The 18,129-nt window shown below is 63.7% G+C and carries 16 protein-coding genes; 12 read left to right on the top strand and 4 right to left on the bottom strand.

Annotated features, from left to right (window positions below):
- Window positions 1-11: 11 nt before the first annotated feature.
- The 8 genes from ubiE to ACTJKE_RS18040 all read left to right on the top strand — a co-directional run bounded on the left by ubiE (window position 12) and on the right by ACTJKE_RS18040 (window position 7,637).
- Window positions 12-788: a bifunctional demethylmenaquinone methyltransferase/2-methoxy-6-polyprenyl-1,4-benzoquinol methylase UbiE gene (ubiE, locus tag ACTJKE_RS18005; RefSeq protein WP_058329110.1), complete on the top strand. Its 777-nt coding sequence runs from the start codon at window positions 12-14 to the stop codon at window positions 786-788.
- A 5-nt stretch (window positions 789-793) separates the two neighbouring features.
- Window positions 794-2,368 carry a 2-polyprenylphenol 6-hydroxylase gene (ubiB, locus tag ACTJKE_RS18010; RefSeq protein ID WP_058323681.1) on the top strand — a complete coding sequence of 525 codons (1,575 nt, stop codon included), beginning with the start codon at window positions 794-796 and terminating at the stop codon, window positions 2,366-2,368.
- Between the two features lie 224 nt (window positions 2,369-2,592).
- A complete protein-coding gene (locus ACTJKE_RS18015; RefSeq protein ID WP_058329111.1) occupies window positions 2,593-3,120 on the top strand; it encodes a GNAT family N-acetyltransferase in 528 nt (175 codons plus the stop codon).
- A gap of 173 nt (window positions 3,121-3,293) precedes the next feature.
- Window positions 3,294-3,554: a hypothetical protein gene (locus ACTJKE_RS18020; protein WP_058323683.1), complete on the top strand. Its 261-nt coding sequence runs from the start codon at window positions 3,294-3,296 to the stop codon at window positions 3,552-3,554.
- 169 nt (window positions 3,555-3,723) lie between these two features.
- A complete protein-coding gene (locus ACTJKE_RS18025) occupies window positions 3,724-4,503 on the top strand; it encodes an SDR family oxidoreductase (RefSeq protein ID WP_058329112.1) in 780 nt (259 codons plus the stop codon).
- 551 nt (window positions 4,504-5,054) lie between these two features.
- The gene (locus tag ACTJKE_RS18030; protein WP_057248245.1) at window positions 5,055-5,648 is read left to right on the top strand and encodes an ankyrin repeat domain-containing protein; all 594 of its coding nucleotides are present in this window, start codon (window positions 5,055-5,057) and stop codon (window positions 5,646-5,648) included.
- A gap of 11 nt (window positions 5,649-5,659) precedes the next feature.
- Window positions 5,660-6,097, top strand: coding sequence for a nucleoside deaminase (locus ACTJKE_RS18035; protein ID WP_058329113.1), 438 nt, complete (start codon window positions 5,660-5,662; stop codon window positions 6,095-6,097).
- A gap of 271 nt (window positions 6,098-6,368) precedes the next feature.
- Entirely contained in the window at window positions 6,369-7,637 is a 1,269-nt protein-coding gene (locus ACTJKE_RS18040; RefSeq protein ID WP_440635169.1) for an MFS transporter, read from the top strand.
- 5 nt (window positions 7,638-7,642) lie between these two features.
- On the opposite strand, the gene ACTJKE_RS18045 is transcribed toward ACTJKE_RS18040, so the two are convergent.
- Window positions 7,643-8,425: a DUF4239 domain-containing protein gene (locus tag ACTJKE_RS18045; RefSeq protein WP_057247967.1), complete on the bottom strand. Its 783-nt coding sequence runs from the start codon at window positions 8,423-8,425 to the stop codon at window positions 7,643-7,645.
- Between the two features lie 197 nt (window positions 8,426-8,622).
- Between ACTJKE_RS18045 and ACTJKE_RS18050 the strand changes: the two genes are divergently transcribed.
- On the top strand, window positions 8,623-9,465 hold the full coding sequence (locus ACTJKE_RS18050; RefSeq protein ID WP_440692043.1) for a cation diffusion facilitator family transporter: 843 nt from the start codon (window positions 8,623-8,625) through the stop codon (window positions 9,463-9,465).
- Between the two features lie 47 nt (window positions 9,466-9,512).
- On the opposite strand, the gene ACTJKE_RS18055 is transcribed toward ACTJKE_RS18050, so the two are convergent.
- Both ACTJKE_RS18055 and ACTJKE_RS18060 read right to left on the bottom strand, forming a co-directional pair.
- The gene (locus tag ACTJKE_RS18055; RefSeq protein WP_113512223.1) at window positions 9,513-11,093 is read right to left on the bottom strand and encodes an ABC-F family ATP-binding cassette domain-containing protein; all 1,581 of its coding nucleotides are present in this window, start codon (window positions 11,091-11,093) and stop codon (window positions 9,513-9,515) included.
- 162 nt (window positions 11,094-11,255) lie between these two features.
- On the bottom strand, window positions 11,256-13,067 hold the full coding sequence (locus ACTJKE_RS18060; RefSeq protein WP_058329117.1) for a sensor domain-containing diguanylate cyclase: 1,812 nt from the start codon (window positions 13,065-13,067) through the stop codon (window positions 11,256-11,258).
- A gap of 344 nt (window positions 13,068-13,411) precedes the next feature.
- Between ACTJKE_RS18060 and coaBC the strand changes: the two genes are divergently transcribed.
- Window positions 13,412-14,632, top strand: a complete 1,221-nt coding sequence (coaBC, locus tag ACTJKE_RS18065) for a bifunctional phosphopantothenoylcysteine decarboxylase/phosphopantothenate--cysteine ligase CoaBC (protein WP_113512225.1) — start codon at window positions 13,412-13,414, stop codon at window positions 14,630-14,632.
- Between the two features lie 200 nt (window positions 14,633-14,832).
- On the opposite strand, the gene ACTJKE_RS18070 is transcribed toward coaBC, so the two are convergent.
- Window positions 14,833-15,639, bottom strand: a complete 807-nt coding sequence (locus tag ACTJKE_RS18070; protein WP_057247962.1) for a class II glutamine amidotransferase — start codon at window positions 15,637-15,639, stop codon at window positions 14,833-14,835.
- Between the two features lie 272 nt (window positions 15,640-15,911).
- On the opposite strand from ACTJKE_RS18070, the gene ACTJKE_RS18075 reads away from it, so the two are divergent.
- Both ACTJKE_RS18075 and ACTJKE_RS18080 read left to right on the top strand, forming a co-directional pair.
- The gene (locus ACTJKE_RS18075) at window positions 15,912-17,039 is read left to right on the top strand and encodes a Gfo/Idh/MocA family protein (RefSeq protein WP_058329119.1); all 1,128 of its coding nucleotides are present in this window, start codon (window positions 15,912-15,914) and stop codon (window positions 17,037-17,039) included.
- 185 nt (window positions 17,040-17,224) lie between these two features.
- A complete protein-coding gene (locus tag ACTJKE_RS18080) occupies window positions 17,225-18,079 on the top strand; it encodes a MurR/RpiR family transcriptional regulator (RefSeq protein WP_058329120.1) in 855 nt (284 codons plus the stop codon).
- The last annotated feature ends 50 nt before the right edge of the window (window positions 18,080-18,129 follow it).

Below are 18,129 nucleotides of genomic sequence, written 5' to 3' on the forward strand. Positions count from 1 at the left end.
GAGTTCTTCGTATGACGGATCAGCGCGTATCGGCCGATGGCGGCATGGAAACATCCTTCGGTTTCCGCAATGTCGACGCCGGCGAAAAGCAGCCGCTCGTCAACGACGTCTTCCATAAGGTGGCGAAGCGCTACGACATCATGAACGACGTGATGTCGGCCGGCCTACACCGCGCCTGGAAGGACGCGATGATCGCCGCCCTCAACCCGCCGCGCCGCGAAGACTACAAGGTTCTGGACGTTGCCGGCGGCACCGGCGATATCGCCTTCCGCATCATCGAGGCCTCCGACCGCAAGGCGCATGCGACCGTGCTCGACATCAACGGCTCGATGCTCGCCGTCGGCGCCGAACGGGCGGAGAAGAGGAAGCTTTCCGCCAATCTCGAATTCGTCGAGGCCAATGCCGAGGAACTGCCCTTCGAGGCCAATTCCTTCGACGCCTATACGATCGCCTTCGGCATTCGCAACGTGCCGCGCATCGACGTGGCGCTGAAAGAGGCGCACCGGGTGCTGAAGCGCGGCGGTCGCCTGCTGGTACTGGAATTCTCCGAAGTGGAGATGCCGCTGCTCGATCGCTTCTATGATGCCTGGTCGTTCAACGCGATCCCGAAATTCGGCAAGCTGATCACCGGCGACGAGGCGCCCTACCAGTATCTGGTGGAATCGATCCGCAAGTTCCCGAACCAGCGCGACTTCGCGACCATGATCAAGGAGGCCGGCTTCTCCCGCGTCGCCTTCACCAATTACACCGGCGGCATCGCAGCGCTGCATTCCGGCTGGAAAATCTGAACCCTATGAGCACGCCTGGAACATATGTCCGCCTTGCGCGGATCGGGTGGGTTCTCGTGCGCGAAGGCGTCGTCTCAGCCGTCCCAACCGAGCATCTGCCGCCGTTTGCCCGTTTCGCCCAGAAGGCGGCGGGACTTCTGGCACGCCGCAGGGTGCCGGGCGAGGAGCGCAGCGACCGCTTGTCACGCGCGGTCGCCCGCCTCGGGCCCTCCTATGTCAAGATCGGTCAGTTCCTGGCGACGCGCCCGGATGTCGTCGGCGCAGAGTTCGCGGCCGACCTGTCGCTCTTGCAGGACAGCATGGCGACCTTCCCGCAGAGCGAGGCGAAGGCCGCAATCGAAGGTTCGCTCGGCCGCAAGGTCGAGGACCTCTACGCCGAGCTCTCCGAACCGATGGCGGCCGCCTCGATCGCGCAGGTGCATCCGGCCATCGTGCTTCGCGACGGCAAGCCCGAAAAGGTCGCGGTCAAGGTCATCCGCCCCGGCGTGCGCCAGCGTTTCGCCTCCGATATCGAGGCGATGTATCTCGTCAGCCATATGCAGGAGCGGTTCCTGCCCTATACGCGCCGGCTGAAGCCGGTCGAGGTCACCAAGACGCTGGAGCAGACGACGAAGATCGAAATGGACCTTCGGCTGGAGGCCGCCGCCCTTTCCGAGCTTGGCGAAAACACCAAGGACGATTCCGGCTTCCGCGTGCCGAAAGTCGATTGGGAACGGACCGGACGCGATGTCGTCACCATGGAATGGATCGACGGCGTCAAGATGTCGGATATCGAGGGGTTGAAGGCCGCCGGGCACGACCTCAACCAGCTTGCCGAGACGCTGATCCAGTCCTTCCTGCGCCACACGCTGCGCGATGGCTTCTTCCATGCCGACATGCACCAGGGCAATCTCTTCGTCGACGACGCCGGCCATATCGTCGCCGTCGACATGGGGATTGTCGGCCGTCTCGGCAAGAAGGAGCGCCGGTTCCTGGCGGAGATCCTCTTCGGCTTCATTACCCGCGACTACCAGCGCGTCGCCGACGTGCACTTCGAGGCGGGCTACGTGCCTTCGCATCACGACGCCGCGAGCTTCGCCCAGGCAATCCGTGCGATCGGCGAGCCGATCCACGGCCAGCCGGCCGAAACCATCTCGATGGCGAAGCTCTTGACGCTGCTCTTCGAGGTCACCGAGCTCTTCGACATGCAGACGCGCCCCGAGCTCGTGATGCTGCAGAAGACCATGGTGGTCGTCGAAGGTGTGGCCCGCACGCTCAATCCGCGCTTCAACATGTGGAAGGCTTCGGAACCGGTCGTCGGCAAATGGATTCGCGACAATCTCGGACCGAAGCGCATCGTCACGGATCTGCGCGACGGCCTGCACGCGGCGCTCCGGCTCGCCGAGGCCGCCCCCGAGATCGCCGCCCGCACGGAAAAATTCTCCAGCGAGATCATGGCGATGAGCGAGAACGGCCTGCGCTTCGACGCCGAGACGGCGCACGCGATCGGCAAGGCGGAGGCCCGGCATACCCGTTCAGGCCGCGTCGCCCTCTGGCTGATCGCCGCCACGCTCGTCTATATCGCCTGGCAGGTCACCTGATCGCGGCGCGCAGCGTTCGGCGCGTTCTGCGGACTTGCCTTTCCACTTGCGCTTGTTATTCTTCCGCGATGGACAATCACTCGACGATCGCAATGGTGCTTTGCACGCATACCCCAGGGGTGTGCGGGAGACCTGTTGCGCTGATTTAAGCGAAATGTCCCCCACCAACCCTGCCGAGGCGAGCAGGGTTGGGTCCTGTTTCCTCGGAGCAAAGAGAGGAAACAATGACCGAAACACACGCTCCTCCTGAAACCAAGATCCGCGCGGCGCGCATCGTCGACTGGGAGGCGGTCGCCGCCCTGATGAGCCAGCCCGGCATCCGATCTGGAACACTCCGATTGCCCTTTTCCACCCCGGAACAGACACGCAAGTGGATGGAGACGAGATCGGATGACGACACGGTCATCGTTGCCGAACGCGACGGGCATATAGTCGGCATGGCCGGTCTGCACCGCAGCAAGGGACGTCGTCAGCATTCGGCCGCCCTTGGCATCAGCGTCGACGACAATCACCGTGGCGAGGGCATCGGTAAGGCATTGCTTACGGCTTTGATCGATGCCGCCGACAACTGGCTGGGCATTAGCCGCATCGAGCTCACGGTCTTCACCGACAATGAGCCTGCGATCGCGCTCTACCGCAAGGCGGGTTTCGAGATGGAGGGCACACACAGGGCCTATGCGCTCAGGAACGGCGTGCTTGCAGACGTTTTCGCCATGGCGCGCATTCGCGCTCCAGCCGCACTGCGCGCCTAGCGGAAGGTCTCGAGCTTTGGCATTGGGCAACCGCTAAAGCCGGCGGATCGCGATCCCCCGCAACCGCCGGCTACACCGTGTTCCATCCGGAACTGCGAATATATCGGCCCCATGCGATCTTCTCCTCATGGATGACGAAGGCTCATCCCAACCAATCCAGAGGAGAGAACATCATGCGCAAGATCATCATCGCAGCCGTTGTTGCCGTTACCGCCGCCGTCTCCTTTGCCGCACCGTCGCAGGCCGGCGGTTTCTCGATCGGTTTCAGCAATGGCCACTACGGTCATGGCTGGGGTGGGCATGTCGGCTATGTCGGCGACTACTACGGCGGCCCCTATTATTACGAAGACGAACCGTACTGCTTCATCAAGAAGGTCAAGCGCTACGACCACTACGGCAACGTCTACTTCAAGAAAATTCGCATCTGCCGCTGATGCACTCAAGAAGGGCGAGGGGGCAAAGGCCCGGCCGGTCTTCCGGCCGGGCTTTTCTGTTCGGCCTACCTTCGTCATTCGCCGACGGTCAATTCGATTCCGCTTGGAACAAAACTGTAGTAGCTCCAATTCCTGGTCATTCTGAATTCCACATCGAGGAGAACCGGTCATGGATCTTGGTATTGCTGGAAAGCGCGCGCTGGTGCTCGGCGGCAGCAAGGGATTGGGCCGCGGCATCGCCGAGGCGCTGGCAAGCGAAGGCGTCATCGTTGCGCTGACCAGTCGCGATGCCGCATCGGCGGCCAAGGTCGCAAGCGACATCGGCCCGTCGGCGCGGGGCTACGCGCTCGACCTCTCGAAACCCGATATGCTCGACGGCCTGCTGGATCGGCTCGACGCCGATTTCGGCGCGATCGACATTCTGGTGCTGAATGGCGGCGGACCGCCGCCCTCGCCGGCCTCGGCGATCGAGCCCGATTTCTGGCGGGCGCAATTCGAAACCATGGTGCTGGCCGGCATGCGCATCACCGGACGGCTGCTGCCCGGCATGCGCGAGCGCCGGTTCGGACGCATCATCGCCGTCGCCTCCACCAGCATCCGCGAGCCGATCGTCGGGCTCACCGCTTCGAATGCGCTCAGAAGCGCTGTCGCAGGCTGGCTGAAGACACTTGCCGGCGAGGTCGCAGCCGAGGGCGTGACCGTCAACCTGCTTCTACCGGGGCGGCTTGCCACCGACCGCACGCTCAGCTTCGACCGGATGGATGCCGAAAGCGAAGGCGTCGACATCGCGACGGTCGCGGCACGCAGCCAGCAGGAGATCCCGCTCGGGCGCTACGGCACGCCGGCGGAATTCGGCGCGGCCGCAGCCTTCCTCGCCAGCCGCCAGGCAAGCTACATCACCGGCGTCGCGTTGCCCGTCGACGGTGGCCTCAGCCGCTCGATGCTCTAGGGCCGTTCAGGACAGTGTCCGTCCACGGATGGTGTGACCGTTCAGCAGATCACACCCCGCTTCTGGGCTGCCATAACCTCCTGGCTGACGCTCGACTGCGTGGAATGCGCGGCGATCAACCGAGGCCGTGAAGCCTCCGCAATCGACCACGGTCGCGAAAGCAGATCCGGGTCGAACGGCAACGCATTCATATTTCCACTTTTCATCATTCATACATTTAATTTCCAAATGGACGACCCGCCACCTACGGTCGGCGTCGAGGGCGCCATGCCGGGCGCGGGACAGGTTCGGCAAGACGCGCATCTTGCGCCCTTGAAAAGGTCACGGGCCGGCTCAAGTAAGCACGAGATCGCAAAGAGCGAGAGCGGCACGAAAGCGCGGCCAATTCGGGCTTCCACGTCTCGCCCTCAACCGGAACCACTGCGATCGGTCGGCCTGTTCGACCGGTCGGCATGATCGGAAAGACCAAAATGCGACCAAGACTATTCGGCTCGCTGGTCGGCGCATCGATCGCCGCCTTCAGCCTTTCACCCGCAGCCGTGGGGGCCTCCATGCTCGAAACCCAACTGATTTCTGCTGCCGAGGCCGGTGATACGGACAAGGTCAAATCGCTGCTGCAACAGGGCGCAAGCATCGAGACCCGTGATGCCAGCGGCGCCACGGCCCTTCTCGTCGCCACCCACGAAAACCGCGTCGATGCGGCACGCGCGCTGATCGAGGCCGGCGCCGACGTCAACGCCAAGGACAAGATCCAGGACAGTCCTTACCTCTACGCCGGCGCACGTGGCCATCTCGAAATCATGAAGCTGACGCTGGCCCATGGCGCCGACCTCAAGAGCACGAACCGCTATGGCGGCACGGCGCTCATTCCGGCCGCCGAGCGCGGCCATGTCGAGACCGTCAAGGCGCTGATCGAAGCCGGCGTCGATATCAACCACGTCAATCGCCTCGGCTGGACAGCGCTGCTTGAGGCGATCATCCTTGGCACCGGCGGCGAAAAGCACACCGAGATCGTGCGGCTGCTGATCAAGGCCGGCGCCGACGTCAACCTCGCCGATGGCGAAGGCGTCAGCCCGCTGAGCCACGCGCGCCAGCGCGGCTACGGCAGCATTGAAACGCTGCTGGTCGACGCCGGCGCGCGTTAGAAAGAACTCCCATGAACCAGGAACAGACCTATCTGGCCGAGGCGGTAACGCTTGCCCGCCGCAACATCGAGGATGGCGGACGGCCCTTCGGCGCTGTCGTCGTCAAGGACGGCGAGATCGTCGGCCGCGGCGTCAACGAGATGCTGTCGACCGGGGACCCGACTTCGCATGCGGAACTCAACGCATTGCGTGCCGCCGCCCAAAATCTTCGCTCCCCACGGCTCGAAGGTGCTGCCGTCTATGCCAGTGGACAGCCCTGCCCGATGTGCCTTGCGGCCATGCGCATGGCAGGGATCACCGAGATCGCCTATGCGAACTCGAACGCCGATGCCGAATCTTTCGGCCTGTCGACAGCGGCGATCTACGCGGAACTGGCAAAACCGCTTGCCGAGCAGGCCATGCGCTTCCGCCATGTACCGGTCGACGATTCCGACACAACACCGCTCTAAGTGACCTGGCAGGAGCGGCAGGGGAACGAATAGCCGGCAGGTGAAACAGCCCTGAGGCGGCCACGGCCGGTGGCCGCCTTGCATTTTCGTTCAGACCACGGCCGAGTGGGAAACCGACGCCCTCAGCCGACAGGGACAGATTGCCGCTGGATAGCTGTCCCACTTGCCGAGTACACGCGACGGATGTAATCGCAAAGGGAGTCTTCTTCCCTACGCCCGTCGCTCGACATTCCCACGGAAACCGAGCGCTCCCAGCCTGCAGGTGCCCGTGATGAATGCCTATTCCGAAAAAGCGGGTCGCCGTGTTGCGCTGCTTCTCATCGCGGGTTCCGGCGTGGTGACGATCGCCAAGGGCATGAGCCTGACCTTCCTCGCGATCCGCCTGCAGCGTGATTTTGGCCTCAGCCCCGCAGGCATCGGCGCTCTCATCGGCGCCGGCCCGCTGCTCGGCGCAATCGTCAGCCCCTTTGCCGGCACGCTGTCCGATCGCATCGGCCGAAAAGGGGTGCTGACCGCAGCGCTTTTCATGGCCGGGCTGGCGCTGGCGGGGCTCGGACTGGCGCAATCGATCGCCGCCTTCGCGCTGGCGCACATCGTGTCTGCCGTCGCAGCCGCCGTCTACGAACCGGTTGCGCGTGCCTTCATGAGCGATGCAGCGCCTGAGCATCTGCGCCTTAAAGTCTTCTCCTGGCGTTATCTCGCCATCAATGCCGGCTGGGCCATCGGGCCGCTGATCGGCGTCTGGGTCGGTGCTGCCTATTCGACGCTGTTCGTCAGCGCCGGCGTCATGCACGCAGCCTTCGGCCTGGTGCTCTTCTTGAACGTGCCCGAAGCCGGCAACAGGCAGATGATCCAAACCAAAGGGGCAACACAGGCTGCCGGTGGCTGGCGCGGGCTTGTTGCCGCCCTGCGCGACCGAAGGCTCGTATTCTTCGTCATCGGCGGCACGCTGCTCTTGGCCGTTCATGGTCAATGGTCGGTGACCTTGTCGCAGTATCTCAACACCGGCTTTGCGGATGGCGTCACCCTCTTCGCGCTCCTGGTTTCGACCAATGCCGCAACGGTGCTGATCGCCAGCACGCCTGCCCGCTTCGTCATCGAACGGATCGGTGCACTGCCGGCGCTGTCGCTCGGCTGCCTGCTTTTCCTGCTCGGCGAAATCGGTTTCGCAGCCTCCTCCGGAATGGAAATGCTCGTCGCCTCGATGATCCTCTTCACCATCGGCGAGGTGCTCATCGTGCCCTCGGAATATGTGCTGGTCGACGGCATTTCGAATGCCGGCAATCGCGGCACCTATTTCGGCGCCCATTCGCTCTCGACGGTCGGGAACTTCCTCGGGCCGCTGATCGGCGGCCTGGCACTCGGCACTGTCGGCGGCGCCGGCATGTTCCTGCTGTTCGCGCTGCTTTCGGCGGCCAGCGCGCTTCTCTTTGCGATCGGCCACTCCATGCCGCCGCCGCGCCCTGAGACCGCACGCGCCGATAGGCTCGGCAGTGGCGCCCTCAACGGAGATCTCCTACGGCTGGGTCAATTCGCCTAGCGCCGTTATCCTCCCGTCGCAGGCGCCGACGAGGCGTTGATCTGCTGTTGCACCCGTTCGAGTGGCCCCGGCGCCAACGCCGCTGGCGGCTGATACGGATTGGAGAAGGCATAGATCAGAAACAGGATGATGCCGGTATAGGCGCCGAAGAGACAGAGCAGCAGCAGATTGCGCCGCATTGGCGGGAAGGAATAATAGGCGAGCGCGATGAAGATGACGCCGGAGAGTGCCGCGAACCAGAAGATACTGTCGATCGAGTCCGCGACATTGCTTTCCCGCTTGGTCCGGCTTTGCGAGATGTCGTGCAGCCGCTCCAGCATCTGGCTGCGCAGGCTCTCCTGGCGCTTGTCGGCCGGGACCAGGTTCAGCACGTGCTGATAGGCGCGATCCCAGTGCACCCAAGCCTGTGGTGAAAGACGTCCCTTGTCCGCCAGTGACTGCCATTCACCATCGATCACCTCGGCCGCATAGGCGGAGATCGCCTGCTGGATCGGCGCCTTGACGGCTTCACCGTAACGTTCGGCGTCGTAGAAGATGTCAGCGGTCGCCCCGGCTTCGGTAGCCATCTCGTATTTGAGCTGCTGGTACTCGACCATCTCCTGCGCAAAGACCAGCGCGAGGATCAAGCCATGGAGCGCCGAAATGCGAAAGATGACCAAACTGGCAAGTTCCTTTTCGTGCCCCTCCGCCTCGCCGCCCATGATCAGCCGCATTGCAAAGTAGGACGCGAGCGTCAGGGCGACCGTGCCGAAGACGAATAAGGCACCGAGCAACATCTCGACGATCATTTTCCCCTCCGCCGGCCGCCGATAAACATCGGCAATTCTGAGCGTCGAGGCCTGGAAACACAACGCCTCGCTTTATTAGCAAATGCACGCAACAGCTGTCTTGCCTGCAGGCAAACCGCTATGTTTGCAGCCGCCGCCACCATTTCGACATTGCCAACCCGTAAGCACCGCGCCGAAACAGGAGTAAAAACAACATCATGACCGCCCCAAGCGAACAGACAGTCCTCAAGCAATCGATCGCGGCCACCGTCGTCGTCGGGGTGACGGGCGTGATCTTCGGTCTGCTTTCGGGCTCGGTTTCCATCGTCTTCGACGGCGTCTTCTCGGCCGTCGATGCCTCCATGACCGTGCTTGCACTCGGCGTGACCCAACTGATCCCGAAGCAGAGCAAGCGGTTCCAGATGGGCTTCTGGCACATCGAGCCCATGGTGCTGCTCTTCAATGCCGGGCTGCTGACGCTGCTTTCCTTCTACGCGATGGTCAACGCCGTCGGGTCGCTCTTGTCGGGTGGCAACCATCTCGCCTTCGACTGGGCGATTGCCTATGCCGCCGTCGTCGTGGTGATCTGCCTCGTCATGTTTTTCTACATTCGCCGGGCAAACCGGCCGATCGGCTCGGAGTTCCTGGCGCTCGACGTGCGTGCCTGGGCGATGTCCGGTGCGATCACCTCGGCCCTGCTCGTCGCCTTCGTGATCGCCGCGGCGTTGAAGGGTACGGCTTACGAACATTGGACGCCCTATGTCGACCCGGCGATCCTGATCGTGCTGACGCTCTGCCTTATCCCGCTGCCGATCCGCACGGTCTTCCAGGCATTGAAGGAGATCTTCCTGGTTGCGCCTGCCGAACTCGACGAGCGCGTGCGTCAGGCGGCGGCAAAGCCGACTATCGCACCTATGTCGCCAAGGTCGGGCGCTCCAAGACGATCGAGGTCTATCTTATCGGAACGCCGGAAACCAAGGTCGGCACCCTCGCCGACCTCGACCGGATCCGCGCCGAGGTCGGCGAGGAGATCGGCGATCCCGGCCACGACCGCTGGCTGACGATCGCCTTTACCGGCGAAGCGCGCTGGGCGGAGTAATTTCTCCCGTCAGGAAAGCTCGATCCGCCTGTTGATGCCGATCGCCTCCAGGAAGGCGCGGTCGTGGCTGACGACGAGCAGCGCGCCGTCATAGGCTCTGAGGCCTGCCTCGACCGCCTCGATGGAATCGATGTCCAGATGGTTGGTCGGCTCGTCGAGGATCAGAAACTGCGGCGGGCGGCGGCCGCCGAGCACGCAGGCAAGCCCGGCACGCAGCATCTGGCCGCCACTGAGGCTCGAAACGACCTGCAAGGCCGCGTCCGCCCGGAACATGAAACGGGCGAGCGCCGCACGGCAGTCGTTCTCGCTGGCGTCAGGATTAAGTTGCCGGAAATTTTCACGGATCGAAAGACGAGGATCGATCAGGCTCACCTGCTGGTCGAGCATGGCGTATTCGACCAGGACGCGCACGCTGCCGGACCAGGGCTGGAGATCACCGATCAGCAACGACAGCAGCGTCGTCTTGCCCGAGCCGTTGCGGCCGGTCAGTGCCACGCGCTCCGGGCCGACGATCGAGAGCGACAACCGGTCGATCACCGGCATTCCCGGCTGATAGCCAACGCTGGCATCATCGACCTGCAGCACACTGCGGCCGGCGGGCAGACCGGTTGAAGGCAGGCGGACGGTCAGAGGCTGCAGGATCTCGATACGTTCGCGCGCTTCGGCCAGATCGCCGATCGCAGAATCGCGTCGGCGCTCGGCAAGACGGGCATTGTCGCCGCCGGTCTTCTCGCTGCGTTCCTTCCTGGCGTCCAGCAGCAGCAGCGGTTCGTCGCCCTTGGCACGCTTGCGGCGGCCGGCGGCATCCTTGCGCGCCTTGCGTTCGGCGACCTCCTGGGTCTTGCGCTCGACCTCGGCGAGACGCCGCTCGGCATCGGCGAGATCGTGGCGGGCCGAGGCGAGCTCGATTGCCTTGCGCTCGCGGTAGTGGCTCCAGTTACCGCCATAGGTCGTGGCGCCGAGCGACGTCAGCTCGACGATCGCGTCCATCGTCTCCAGGAGTTCGCGGTCATGGCTGACGACGATGGCGCCGCCGCGCCAGCCCGCCATCAACGCGGCAACGGCAGCCCGCCCCTCGCGGTCGAGATTGTTGGTGGGTTCGTCGAGAAGGATGAAATCCGGTTCCTGGAAGACGAGGGCGGCAAGCTTCACGCGGGTCATCTGCCCGCCGGAAAGCGCGGCAAGGGGCGTTTTCGCCGATGCATTGAGACCGACGCGCGCGAGTGTTGTTTCAAGGCGGGATTCGAGCGTCCAGTCGGCGGCGGCAAGCTCGTCCATGCTGGCCAGCCCTTCTTCCGCACGCTTGAGGACGCCAAGCGCATCGCGGATGCCAAACAGGTCGGCGACGGTTTCATCGTCCGCGACCTGAACGGTCTGGCTGAGCATGCCGAGGCTGCCCACGACGGTGACCTTGCCGGCCTGCGGCACGAGTGAACCTTCGATCAGCTGCAGGAGCGTCGACTTGCCGGCGCCGTTGCGGCCGACGAGACCGGTGCGCAAAGCACCAAAGCCCAGGTCGAGATTGGAAAAGAGGCTTCGGCCCTCAGGCGTGGACCACGAAAGTTGGGAGAGTGAAATCGAAGCAGGCATGGATACGGTTTTCCCTGATGGCAAGACGGTTCGGCTTGGCGGTCAGGGTGAAATCCATCGATGCGTGTATCCTGTTCAAATTTCTATCGCGGCAATAGATAGCATCGAATGCGCCCGTTTCAAGGCGGGACATTTGATTGCGGCGCGGCGGTAAGCGGAGGATCAGGCGAGACTGCGCCGCGCCTGGTCATCGCCGAAAGTCAGTCCGGAGGCGCGCACGCTTCGGTTTCGGCCGTGGTTCTTGGCGTCGAGAAGAGCGGCGTCAGCCCGCGTCAGCAGGGTAGCGACGGGCCCGTCGTCCGGAGCCGAGGCAATGCCGACCGAGACTGAAACCGTGCCCAGAATCCGGCCGCGATGCGACAGAGGGGTGGTGCCGATCCTGGTCCTCAGCCGCTCGGCAAGCTCGAAACCTGCCGCCTCGCCTGCTTCCGGCAGCAATACCGTAAATTCCTCGCCGCCGAAACGATAGGCGCTGCCGGCGTCGGCCACCGTATCGACGATGATCTGCGCGACATATTGCATGACGACGTCGCCGGCATCGTGGCCGAACTCATCGTTGAAGCGCTTGAAATGGTCGATATCGATCATCAGGCAGGTGAGTGGCTTGCCGCCCTGCCCGCGCGGTTCACGGTTCAGCGCCTCGTCGAGGCAGCGCCGGTTGAGCAGGCCCGTCAGCGCGTCGCGCACCGCCAGATTGGTGAGCTTCTCGCGCAGCTGAAGATTGGCGACGGCGAGCCCGATGTTTTCGGCGATCAATTCGAGATAGAGGCTCGACGCTTCGACTGCGAATGTTTCGTCAGAGCGCTCCTCGAAATAGAGGAGACCAATGGTATCGCCCTGGGCTGTCAGCGGCACGCAGAGACCGACCGCGCCATCGTCGTCGAGATGCTGGCAGGCGATGTCGCTGTGACCGCGATTGCTGACATGCGGCCGGCCGCGGCGAAGTCCCCAGCAGGCGCTGGACGGGAAGGATGGCGCAGAATGCTGCGGATCGAACCAACTGCCGACGCGGGTCAATAGCGTCCGGCTGTCGTTCAGCACGTAGAGATGGCCGGCAAGATTGGGAAAGACCTGCGGCGCAAAGCGGGCCACGACCTCCGCCAGTTCGTCCTGGCTCTGGCAGGCCTGCAGCCGGTGCATCATCTGCAGGATAAGGTCCTTGGTCTGCTGATCCAGGCGCCGCTCCGCATCGAGCCGATCACGCTCGATACCGTTTTCCCGAAAGATGTGGATCGCCTTGTTCATCTCGCCGATCTCGTCGCTGCGCCGGTCGAGCGGGACCTCCACAGCGTAGTCCTGCTCGGCGAGACGCGTGACGATGCCGCTCATGCGGGTGAGCGGCATGGCGACGCGGCGCTTGAGAATGAAATAGAGCACGCTCAGGAACAGGGCGGCGGTGATGCCAAGCATCGTCTTGGCCGCGATGGCGAACCAGTCGCTGCGCGCCTGTGCCTCGTTGAGCGCCCCGCCTGTGCGAGCATTGGTCAAGTCTCGAAACCGTGCGACCGTGTTGAGAAGCGCTGTCTGCAGGCGCTCGTGCTCCGGGCCGAATAGCTTCTCCTGGGCGGTCGCGCGATCGCCCTTCTGATAGGCCTCGATGGCGGCAAGCTCGATCTTGTCGAGTGCCTCTGCCTCGCGCATCGTCTCCTGAAGGGCTGCGATCTCGCCCTGGGACGCGCCGAAACTCGTGGCCGTCTTGATCGCCTCTTCGCGCTTGCGCTCCTCTTCCTCCGCGCGATGGAAGGCTTCGAGGTGACGCTCGTCGCCGCGCATGACGTAAAGGCGCGCCTCGTCGGTCCGTACTTCCGCTCCGAGTGCAAGTTCTTCGCCAAGCGTATCGAGGGCAAGATGCTGTTCGACCGCCCGCCTCTCCTCGAGAGCGCTATTCGTCGACAGGATGAAGGCCGCGCCCGAAAGTGCCGTCAGAAAAACGGTGACGCCGTAGGCCCAGTTGGTGATCGCATTTATTCGCATGAGAAGAGCTTACCCTGCGCGGATTGAGAGCGGATTAATCGCATTCCCGGGCTTCGGCAACAAGCCGGAGCATGCTGACGCGGGCGGCACGGCTTTTGTTCCATTGCGCGCCACGGGCGGGAACAACCGGTGGTGATGCCCGGGGGGCTAGCGTAGCGAAACGCCGTATCGCACGGACGTCAGCACAGGCAACGTCCTCCGGTGGGGCACGTTGCGCCCAGCGGATCGCTCAAGTAGGTTCGATCTCGAAGGCACTGGCGAGGCCAGCCGCTGGAATATTGTGGTATCGCGTAGAACCCGGCAGCCCATGCCGGGCAAGAGGACGGCCGAAAGGCCGGGTGCAAATGACACTGTCGGGCAAGCGTATTCTCCTGATCATCTCCGGCGGCATCGCGGCCTATAAGAGCCTCGATCTCATCCGACGTTTGCGGGAACGCGGGGCGAGCGTGCGGCCGGTGATGACGGCCGGCGCGCAGCAGTTCGTGACCCCGCTTGCCGTCGGCGCGCTGTCCGCCTCGCACGTCTATATCGATCTCTTTTCGCGCGAGGACGAGCAGGATGTCGGCCATATCCGACTGGCGCGCGAGTGCGACCTGATCGTCGTTGCGCCGGCGACCGCCGACCTGATGGCCAAGATGGCGAACGGCCATGCGGACGACCTCGCCTCCACCATCCTGCTCGCGACCGACCGGCCGGTGCTGATCGCTCCCGCGATGAACCCGAAGATGTGGGCGCATCCGGCAACGCGCCGCAACCGGGCGACGCTCGCCAAAGACGGCATCCGCTTCATTGGCCCCGAAGCCGGCGAGATGGCGGAAAGCGGCGAGGCCGGGGAAGGCCGCATGAGCGAGCCGCTTTCAATCGTTGCCGCCGTCGAGGATCTTCTCGGCGGCACGAAGAAGCCGCTCGCGGGACGCAGAGCCATCGTCACATCAGGGCCGACGCATGAGCCGATCGACCCGGTGCGTTACATCGCCAACCGTTCCTCCGGCAAGCAAGGCCACGCGATCGCCGCCGCGCTGGCAAAGCTCGGCGCTAATGTCACACTCGTCTCCGGCCCGGTGACGATCCCGGATCCCGCCGGCGTCAAGGTCGTGCACGTGGAGCGGGCCGAGGAAATGCGCGACGCGGTGCTAACCGCCCTGCCCGCCGATGTCGCCGTGATGGTTGCCGCCGTTGCCGACTGGCGGGTAGCCAGCGCTGCCGGCAACAAGATCAAGAAGAAGCCGGGCGAGGCCCCGCCGCCGCTGCAGCTTGCCGAAAACCCCGATATCCTGAAGACGGTCGGCCATCATACCAAGCGGCCGAAGCTCGTGATCGGCTTTGCCGCCGAGACCGAAAACGTCGCCGACAACGGCCGCGCCAAGCTCGAGCGCAAGGGCGCCGACTTCATCCTCGCCAACGACGTTTCGCCGGCAACCGGCATCATGGGCGGCGACCGCAACAAGGTGAAGCTGATCTCCCCTGCCGGCAACGACGACTGGCCGGAGATGGACAAGGACGCGGTTGCGGAAAAGCTGGCCGTGATGATTGCCGAGCAACTGGCGCGGATCGACAAGGGCTAGCTCCGAATTACCGATGCCCCTCACCCTAGCCCTCTCCCCGCAAGCGGGGCGAGGGGGGACGTGCCCTGAGTGAACGAAGCGTTCGCAGCAAGCAGATAGATTCGGGAGAGTGCGGCATGTCCCTTCTCCCCGCCTGCGGGGAAAAGGTGGCGGCAGCCGGATGAGGGGCCACCTGCCATCGACCATCAAGATACTGCGCCTCAAGCCATCTGACGTGTCTTCACCGGCGTCCCCTGCGTCGAGAACAGCCGGACATCGACACCATTCTCACCGACAATGACCGCCGTGCCGTCCGGGATTTCCACCCAGGCGCTATCGTCGTCGTTGAGCGGCTCGGAAACGAGGCAATAGCCGCCGCTCGGGCCCATGGGTGCCGCGTAGAGCGTCGGCGCCTTCCAGTCGGAGGCATAGCGCACGGCGTAGAGATCCTGGCCGTCGGAGAAGGCGGCGGTGAAGCGGACCAGCACCTGGCGTTCGAGATGTTCGGCAAGCTGCTCGACGAAGGCGAGTGCCTCGGCGATCGCGCCGAGCGGATCGCGGTCGAGCCCGAACTGCATGGCAAGCAGGAACAGAAGCTCGGAATCGGTCGTGCCGGTGCGCGCCGAATAGAGATCGTTGTCGAGCATGCTCTCCATCGGCCGGCGCAGATGCTCGAAGTCGCCGATCTGGCCGTTGTGCATGAACGACCAGCGGCCGAAGACGAAAGGATGACAGTTGTCGCGCCTTGTGCCACCGCCGGTCGCGGCGCGCACATGGGCAAGAAAGAGCGGCGAGCGGATCTGGCGGGCAATGCTCTTGAGATTGCAGTCCGACCAGGCGGGCAGGATATCGCGGTAGCGCCCCGGCTCCGGGTGATCGCCATACCAGGCGATGCCGAAGCCGTCGCCATTGGTGGCCGTCTTCGCCCGCGTCGCGCAATGGGACTGTTCGATCAGCGAGTGCGCGGGAGAGGTTACCAGTTCCTCGAGATAGAGCGGGTCCCCGCGATAGGCTGCCCAGCGGCACATGCTGATTTCACTCCAGCTCCGCCCCGTAGACTCCGGAGCGATTCGTTAACCATGACGAAGTGCGATGTTCCAACGGAACATGGTAAAAATGCGTTAACACATTCCCCCTTCGTCAAGATGAGCCTGGCCGGAACGCACAGATTTGGCCGTTTCGATGGACACCGTTCCCCTATTACCGTCGCATTTCGAATAAATATTCCATATTGACAAAACTTGCACAATTCATTTCATTTTGGACCGATTGCAGCGGCGCCGACCGGGAGGACTTCAACATGGCCAGCAAGCGCAAACTCGGGATCGGCCTGATCGGCACGGGCTTCATGGGCAAGGCCCATGCGCTCGGCTTCACCATTGCCGCGCGGGTCTTCGACCTGCCCTTCGAGCTCGATCTCGTTTCGGTCGCCGACGTGACCACCGAGAGCGCTGAACGGGCTCGCGGCCAACTCGGCTTCCGCAAGGCGACTGCCGACTGGCGCGAACTTTTGACCGATCCGGATATCGACATCATCGACATCACCACGCCGAACCTCCTGCACAAGGAAATGGCGCTGGCGGCAATCGCCCATGGCAAGCATGTCTATTGCGAAAAGCCGCTGGCGCCGACCGTCGCCGAATGCAGCGAGATGGTCGAGGCCGCCGAGAAGGCCGGCGTCGTCACCCAGGTTGGCTTCAACTATCTCAAGAACCCGCTGATCTTCCTTGCCAAAGACATCATCGAAAGCGGCGAGATCGGCGAGATCCGCTCGATGCGCGGCATCCATGCGGAAGATTTCATGGCCGATGCCAACGTGCCGTGGGGCTGGCGCCTGAACCCGGCCAGCGGCGGCGGCGCGCTTGCCGATATCGGCAGCCACATCATCGCCTCCATGCGCCACCTCGTCGGCCCGATCAAAGCGGTGTTGGCCGAAACCATCATCCAGATTCCGGAACGCCCCGTTGCCGCCGGCTCCAGCGAAACACGCGCCGTCGAGGTCGACGACATCACGCGCGCCTTCGTGCGGTTCGAGAACGGCGCCACCGGCAGCTTCGAGGCCAGCTGGATCGCAACGGGGCGCAAGATGCAGCACGATTTCGAAATCTACGGCTCCAAGGGCAGCATCGTCTTCACCCAGGAGCGGCTGAACGAAATCCGCCTCTACAAGACCGGCGACGACATCCGCACCCGCGGCTTCCGCACCATCTGGGCGGGACCGGAGCATCCGCCCTATGGCGCCTTCTGCGTGGCTCCCGGCCACCAGATCGGCTTCAACGACCTGAAGGCGATCGAGGTCAAGGAATTCCTCGACGCCATCGCCGGGGGCAAATCACCCTCGACCGATTTCCGCGAAGGCTTTGAGGTACAGAAGGTGCTGTCGGCGACCTATCAGTCGGCCAAGACCAATGAATGGGTGCATATCTAGACCGTTCCAACGACTGCGGTCACTTGGGGACGCTCTATCCTGGTGCGCATTCCGGACGCGAAACCGCTGCGCACTTTTGCTGGAAGTGCTCCCGGAAAAATGGAACGTCTGTTCTATGCCGTTCCCGACTAATCGATTAGAGTGAGGATGCAAACGACACCGAAGACCGAGGAGACGAATAAGACATGGCCATGCCGGAAACGACGACGGAGGTCCCGCAGGATTTCGAGGCGCTGAAGGCCGCCATTCTGGAACGCAAGGCGCAGCTACCGAAACGGCTGCGCCAGGTCGCCGCCTACTCGCTCGACAACCCTGACGAAATCGCCTTCGGCACGGCGGCAAGCATCGCGACCTCCGCCGAAGTGCAGCCGTCGACTCTGGTGCGCTTCGCCCAGCATTTCGGCTTCGAGGGCTTCTCCAGCCTGCAGCAGATCTTTCGCGCGCGGCTGCGCGAGCGCACGCCCGGTTACGAGGATCGGCTGAAGGCGCTCAGCGCCAACGATCACAGCAAGCTCGAAAGCGGCTCGATCTTCAACGGCTTCGTCGCCGCCGCCCACCGCTCGCTCGACAACATCGCCTCCTCGGTCGATCCCGAAGCCTTCGAGCGCGCCGTCGATATCCTCGCCAAGGCCGACACGATCTACCTGATCGCCAAGCGCCGCTCCTACCCGATCTCCAGCTACATGGCCTATGCCTTCGGCAAGCTGAAGGTGAAGTACCAGCTCGTCGGCACGGCCGCCGGCATCGACGAGGATGTGCTGGCCATGGCGACGAAGAACGATGCGGCCTTTGCCGTCAGCTTCTCCCCCTATGCCTCCGAAAGCGCCGCCCAGGCGCGGCTTCTCGCCGAACGCAAGGTGCCGGTCGTGTCGCTGACGGATTCGGCCTTCTCGCCGCTCGCGGAATCCTCGAAGGTCTGGTTCGAACTGGTCGAGGCCGACCATGCCGGGTTCCGTTCGCTTTCCGCCAGCATGGCCTTTGCCATGGCGCTTACGGTCGCCATTGCGGAGAAGCGTCAGCGCCTTGCCGAAGGTGGCTAGGCCAAACGGAACAGATAGAATGAAAATTCCATATTGACGAAACGTCGGAA

The organism is Ensifer sp. 22521 (assembly GCF_052044795.1).
In the GTDB taxonomy this organism is placed as follows: domain Bacteria; phylum Pseudomonadota; class Alphaproteobacteria; order Rhizobiales; family Rhizobiaceae; genus Ensifer.

Excerpts from the sequence above, each read along its gene's own strand:
- ubiE (WP_058329110.1), top strand. The coding sequence starts at position 12 with ATGACGGATCAGCGCGTATCGGCCGATGGCGGCATGGAAACATCCTTC.
- ubiB (WP_058323681.1), top strand. The coding sequence starts at position 794 with ATGAGCACGCCTGGAACATATGTCCGCCTTGCGCGGATCGGGTGGGTT.
- ACTJKE_RS18015 (WP_058329111.1), top strand. The coding sequence starts at position 2,593 with ATGACCGAAACACACGCTCCTCCTGAAACCAAGATCCGCGCGGCGCGC.
- ACTJKE_RS18020 (WP_058323683.1), top strand. The coding sequence starts at position 3,294 with ATGCGCAAGATCATCATCGCAGCCGTTGTTGCCGTTACCGCCGCCGTC.
- ACTJKE_RS18025 (WP_058329112.1), top strand. The coding sequence starts at position 3,724 with ATGGATCTTGGTATTGCTGGAAAGCGCGCGCTGGTGCTCGGCGGCAGC.
- ACTJKE_RS18030 (WP_057248245.1), top strand. The coding sequence starts at position 5,055 with ATGCTCGAAACCCAACTGATTTCTGCTGCCGAGGCCGGTGATACGGAC.
- ACTJKE_RS18035 (WP_058329113.1), top strand. The coding sequence starts at position 5,660 with ATGAACCAGGAACAGACCTATCTGGCCGAGGCGGTAACGCTTGCCCGC.
- ACTJKE_RS18040 (WP_440635169.1), top strand. The coding sequence starts at position 6,369 with ATGAATGCCTATTCCGAAAAAGCGGGTCGCCGTGTTGCGCTGCTTCTC.
- ACTJKE_RS18045 (WP_057247967.1), bottom strand. The coding sequence starts at position 8,425 with ATGATCGTCGAGATGTTGCTCGGTGCCTTATTCGTCTTCGGCACGGTC.
- ACTJKE_RS18050 (WP_440692043.1), top strand. The coding sequence starts at position 8,623 with ATGACCGCCCCAAGCGAACAGACAGTCCTCAAGCAATCGATCGCGGCC.
- ACTJKE_RS18055 (WP_113512223.1), bottom strand. The coding sequence starts at position 11,093 with ATGCCTGCTTCGATTTCACTCTCCCAACTTTCGTGGTCCACGCCTGAG.
- ACTJKE_RS18060 (WP_058329117.1), bottom strand. The coding sequence starts at position 13,067 with ATGCGAATAAATGCGATCACCAACTGGGCCTACGGCGTCACCGTTTTT.
- coaBC (WP_113512225.1), top strand. The coding sequence starts at position 13,412 with ATGACACTGTCGGGCAAGCGTATTCTCCTGATCATCTCCGGCGGCATC.
- ACTJKE_RS18070 (WP_057247962.1), bottom strand. The coding sequence starts at position 15,639 with ATGTGCCGCTGGGCAGCCTATCGCGGGGACCCGCTCTATCTCGAGGAA.
- ACTJKE_RS18075 (WP_058329119.1), top strand. The coding sequence starts at position 15,912 with ATGGCCAGCAAGCGCAAACTCGGGATCGGCCTGATCGGCACGGGCTTC.
- ACTJKE_RS18080 (WP_058329120.1), top strand. The coding sequence starts at position 17,225 with ATGGCCATGCCGGAAACGACGACGGAGGTCCCGCAGGATTTCGAGGCG.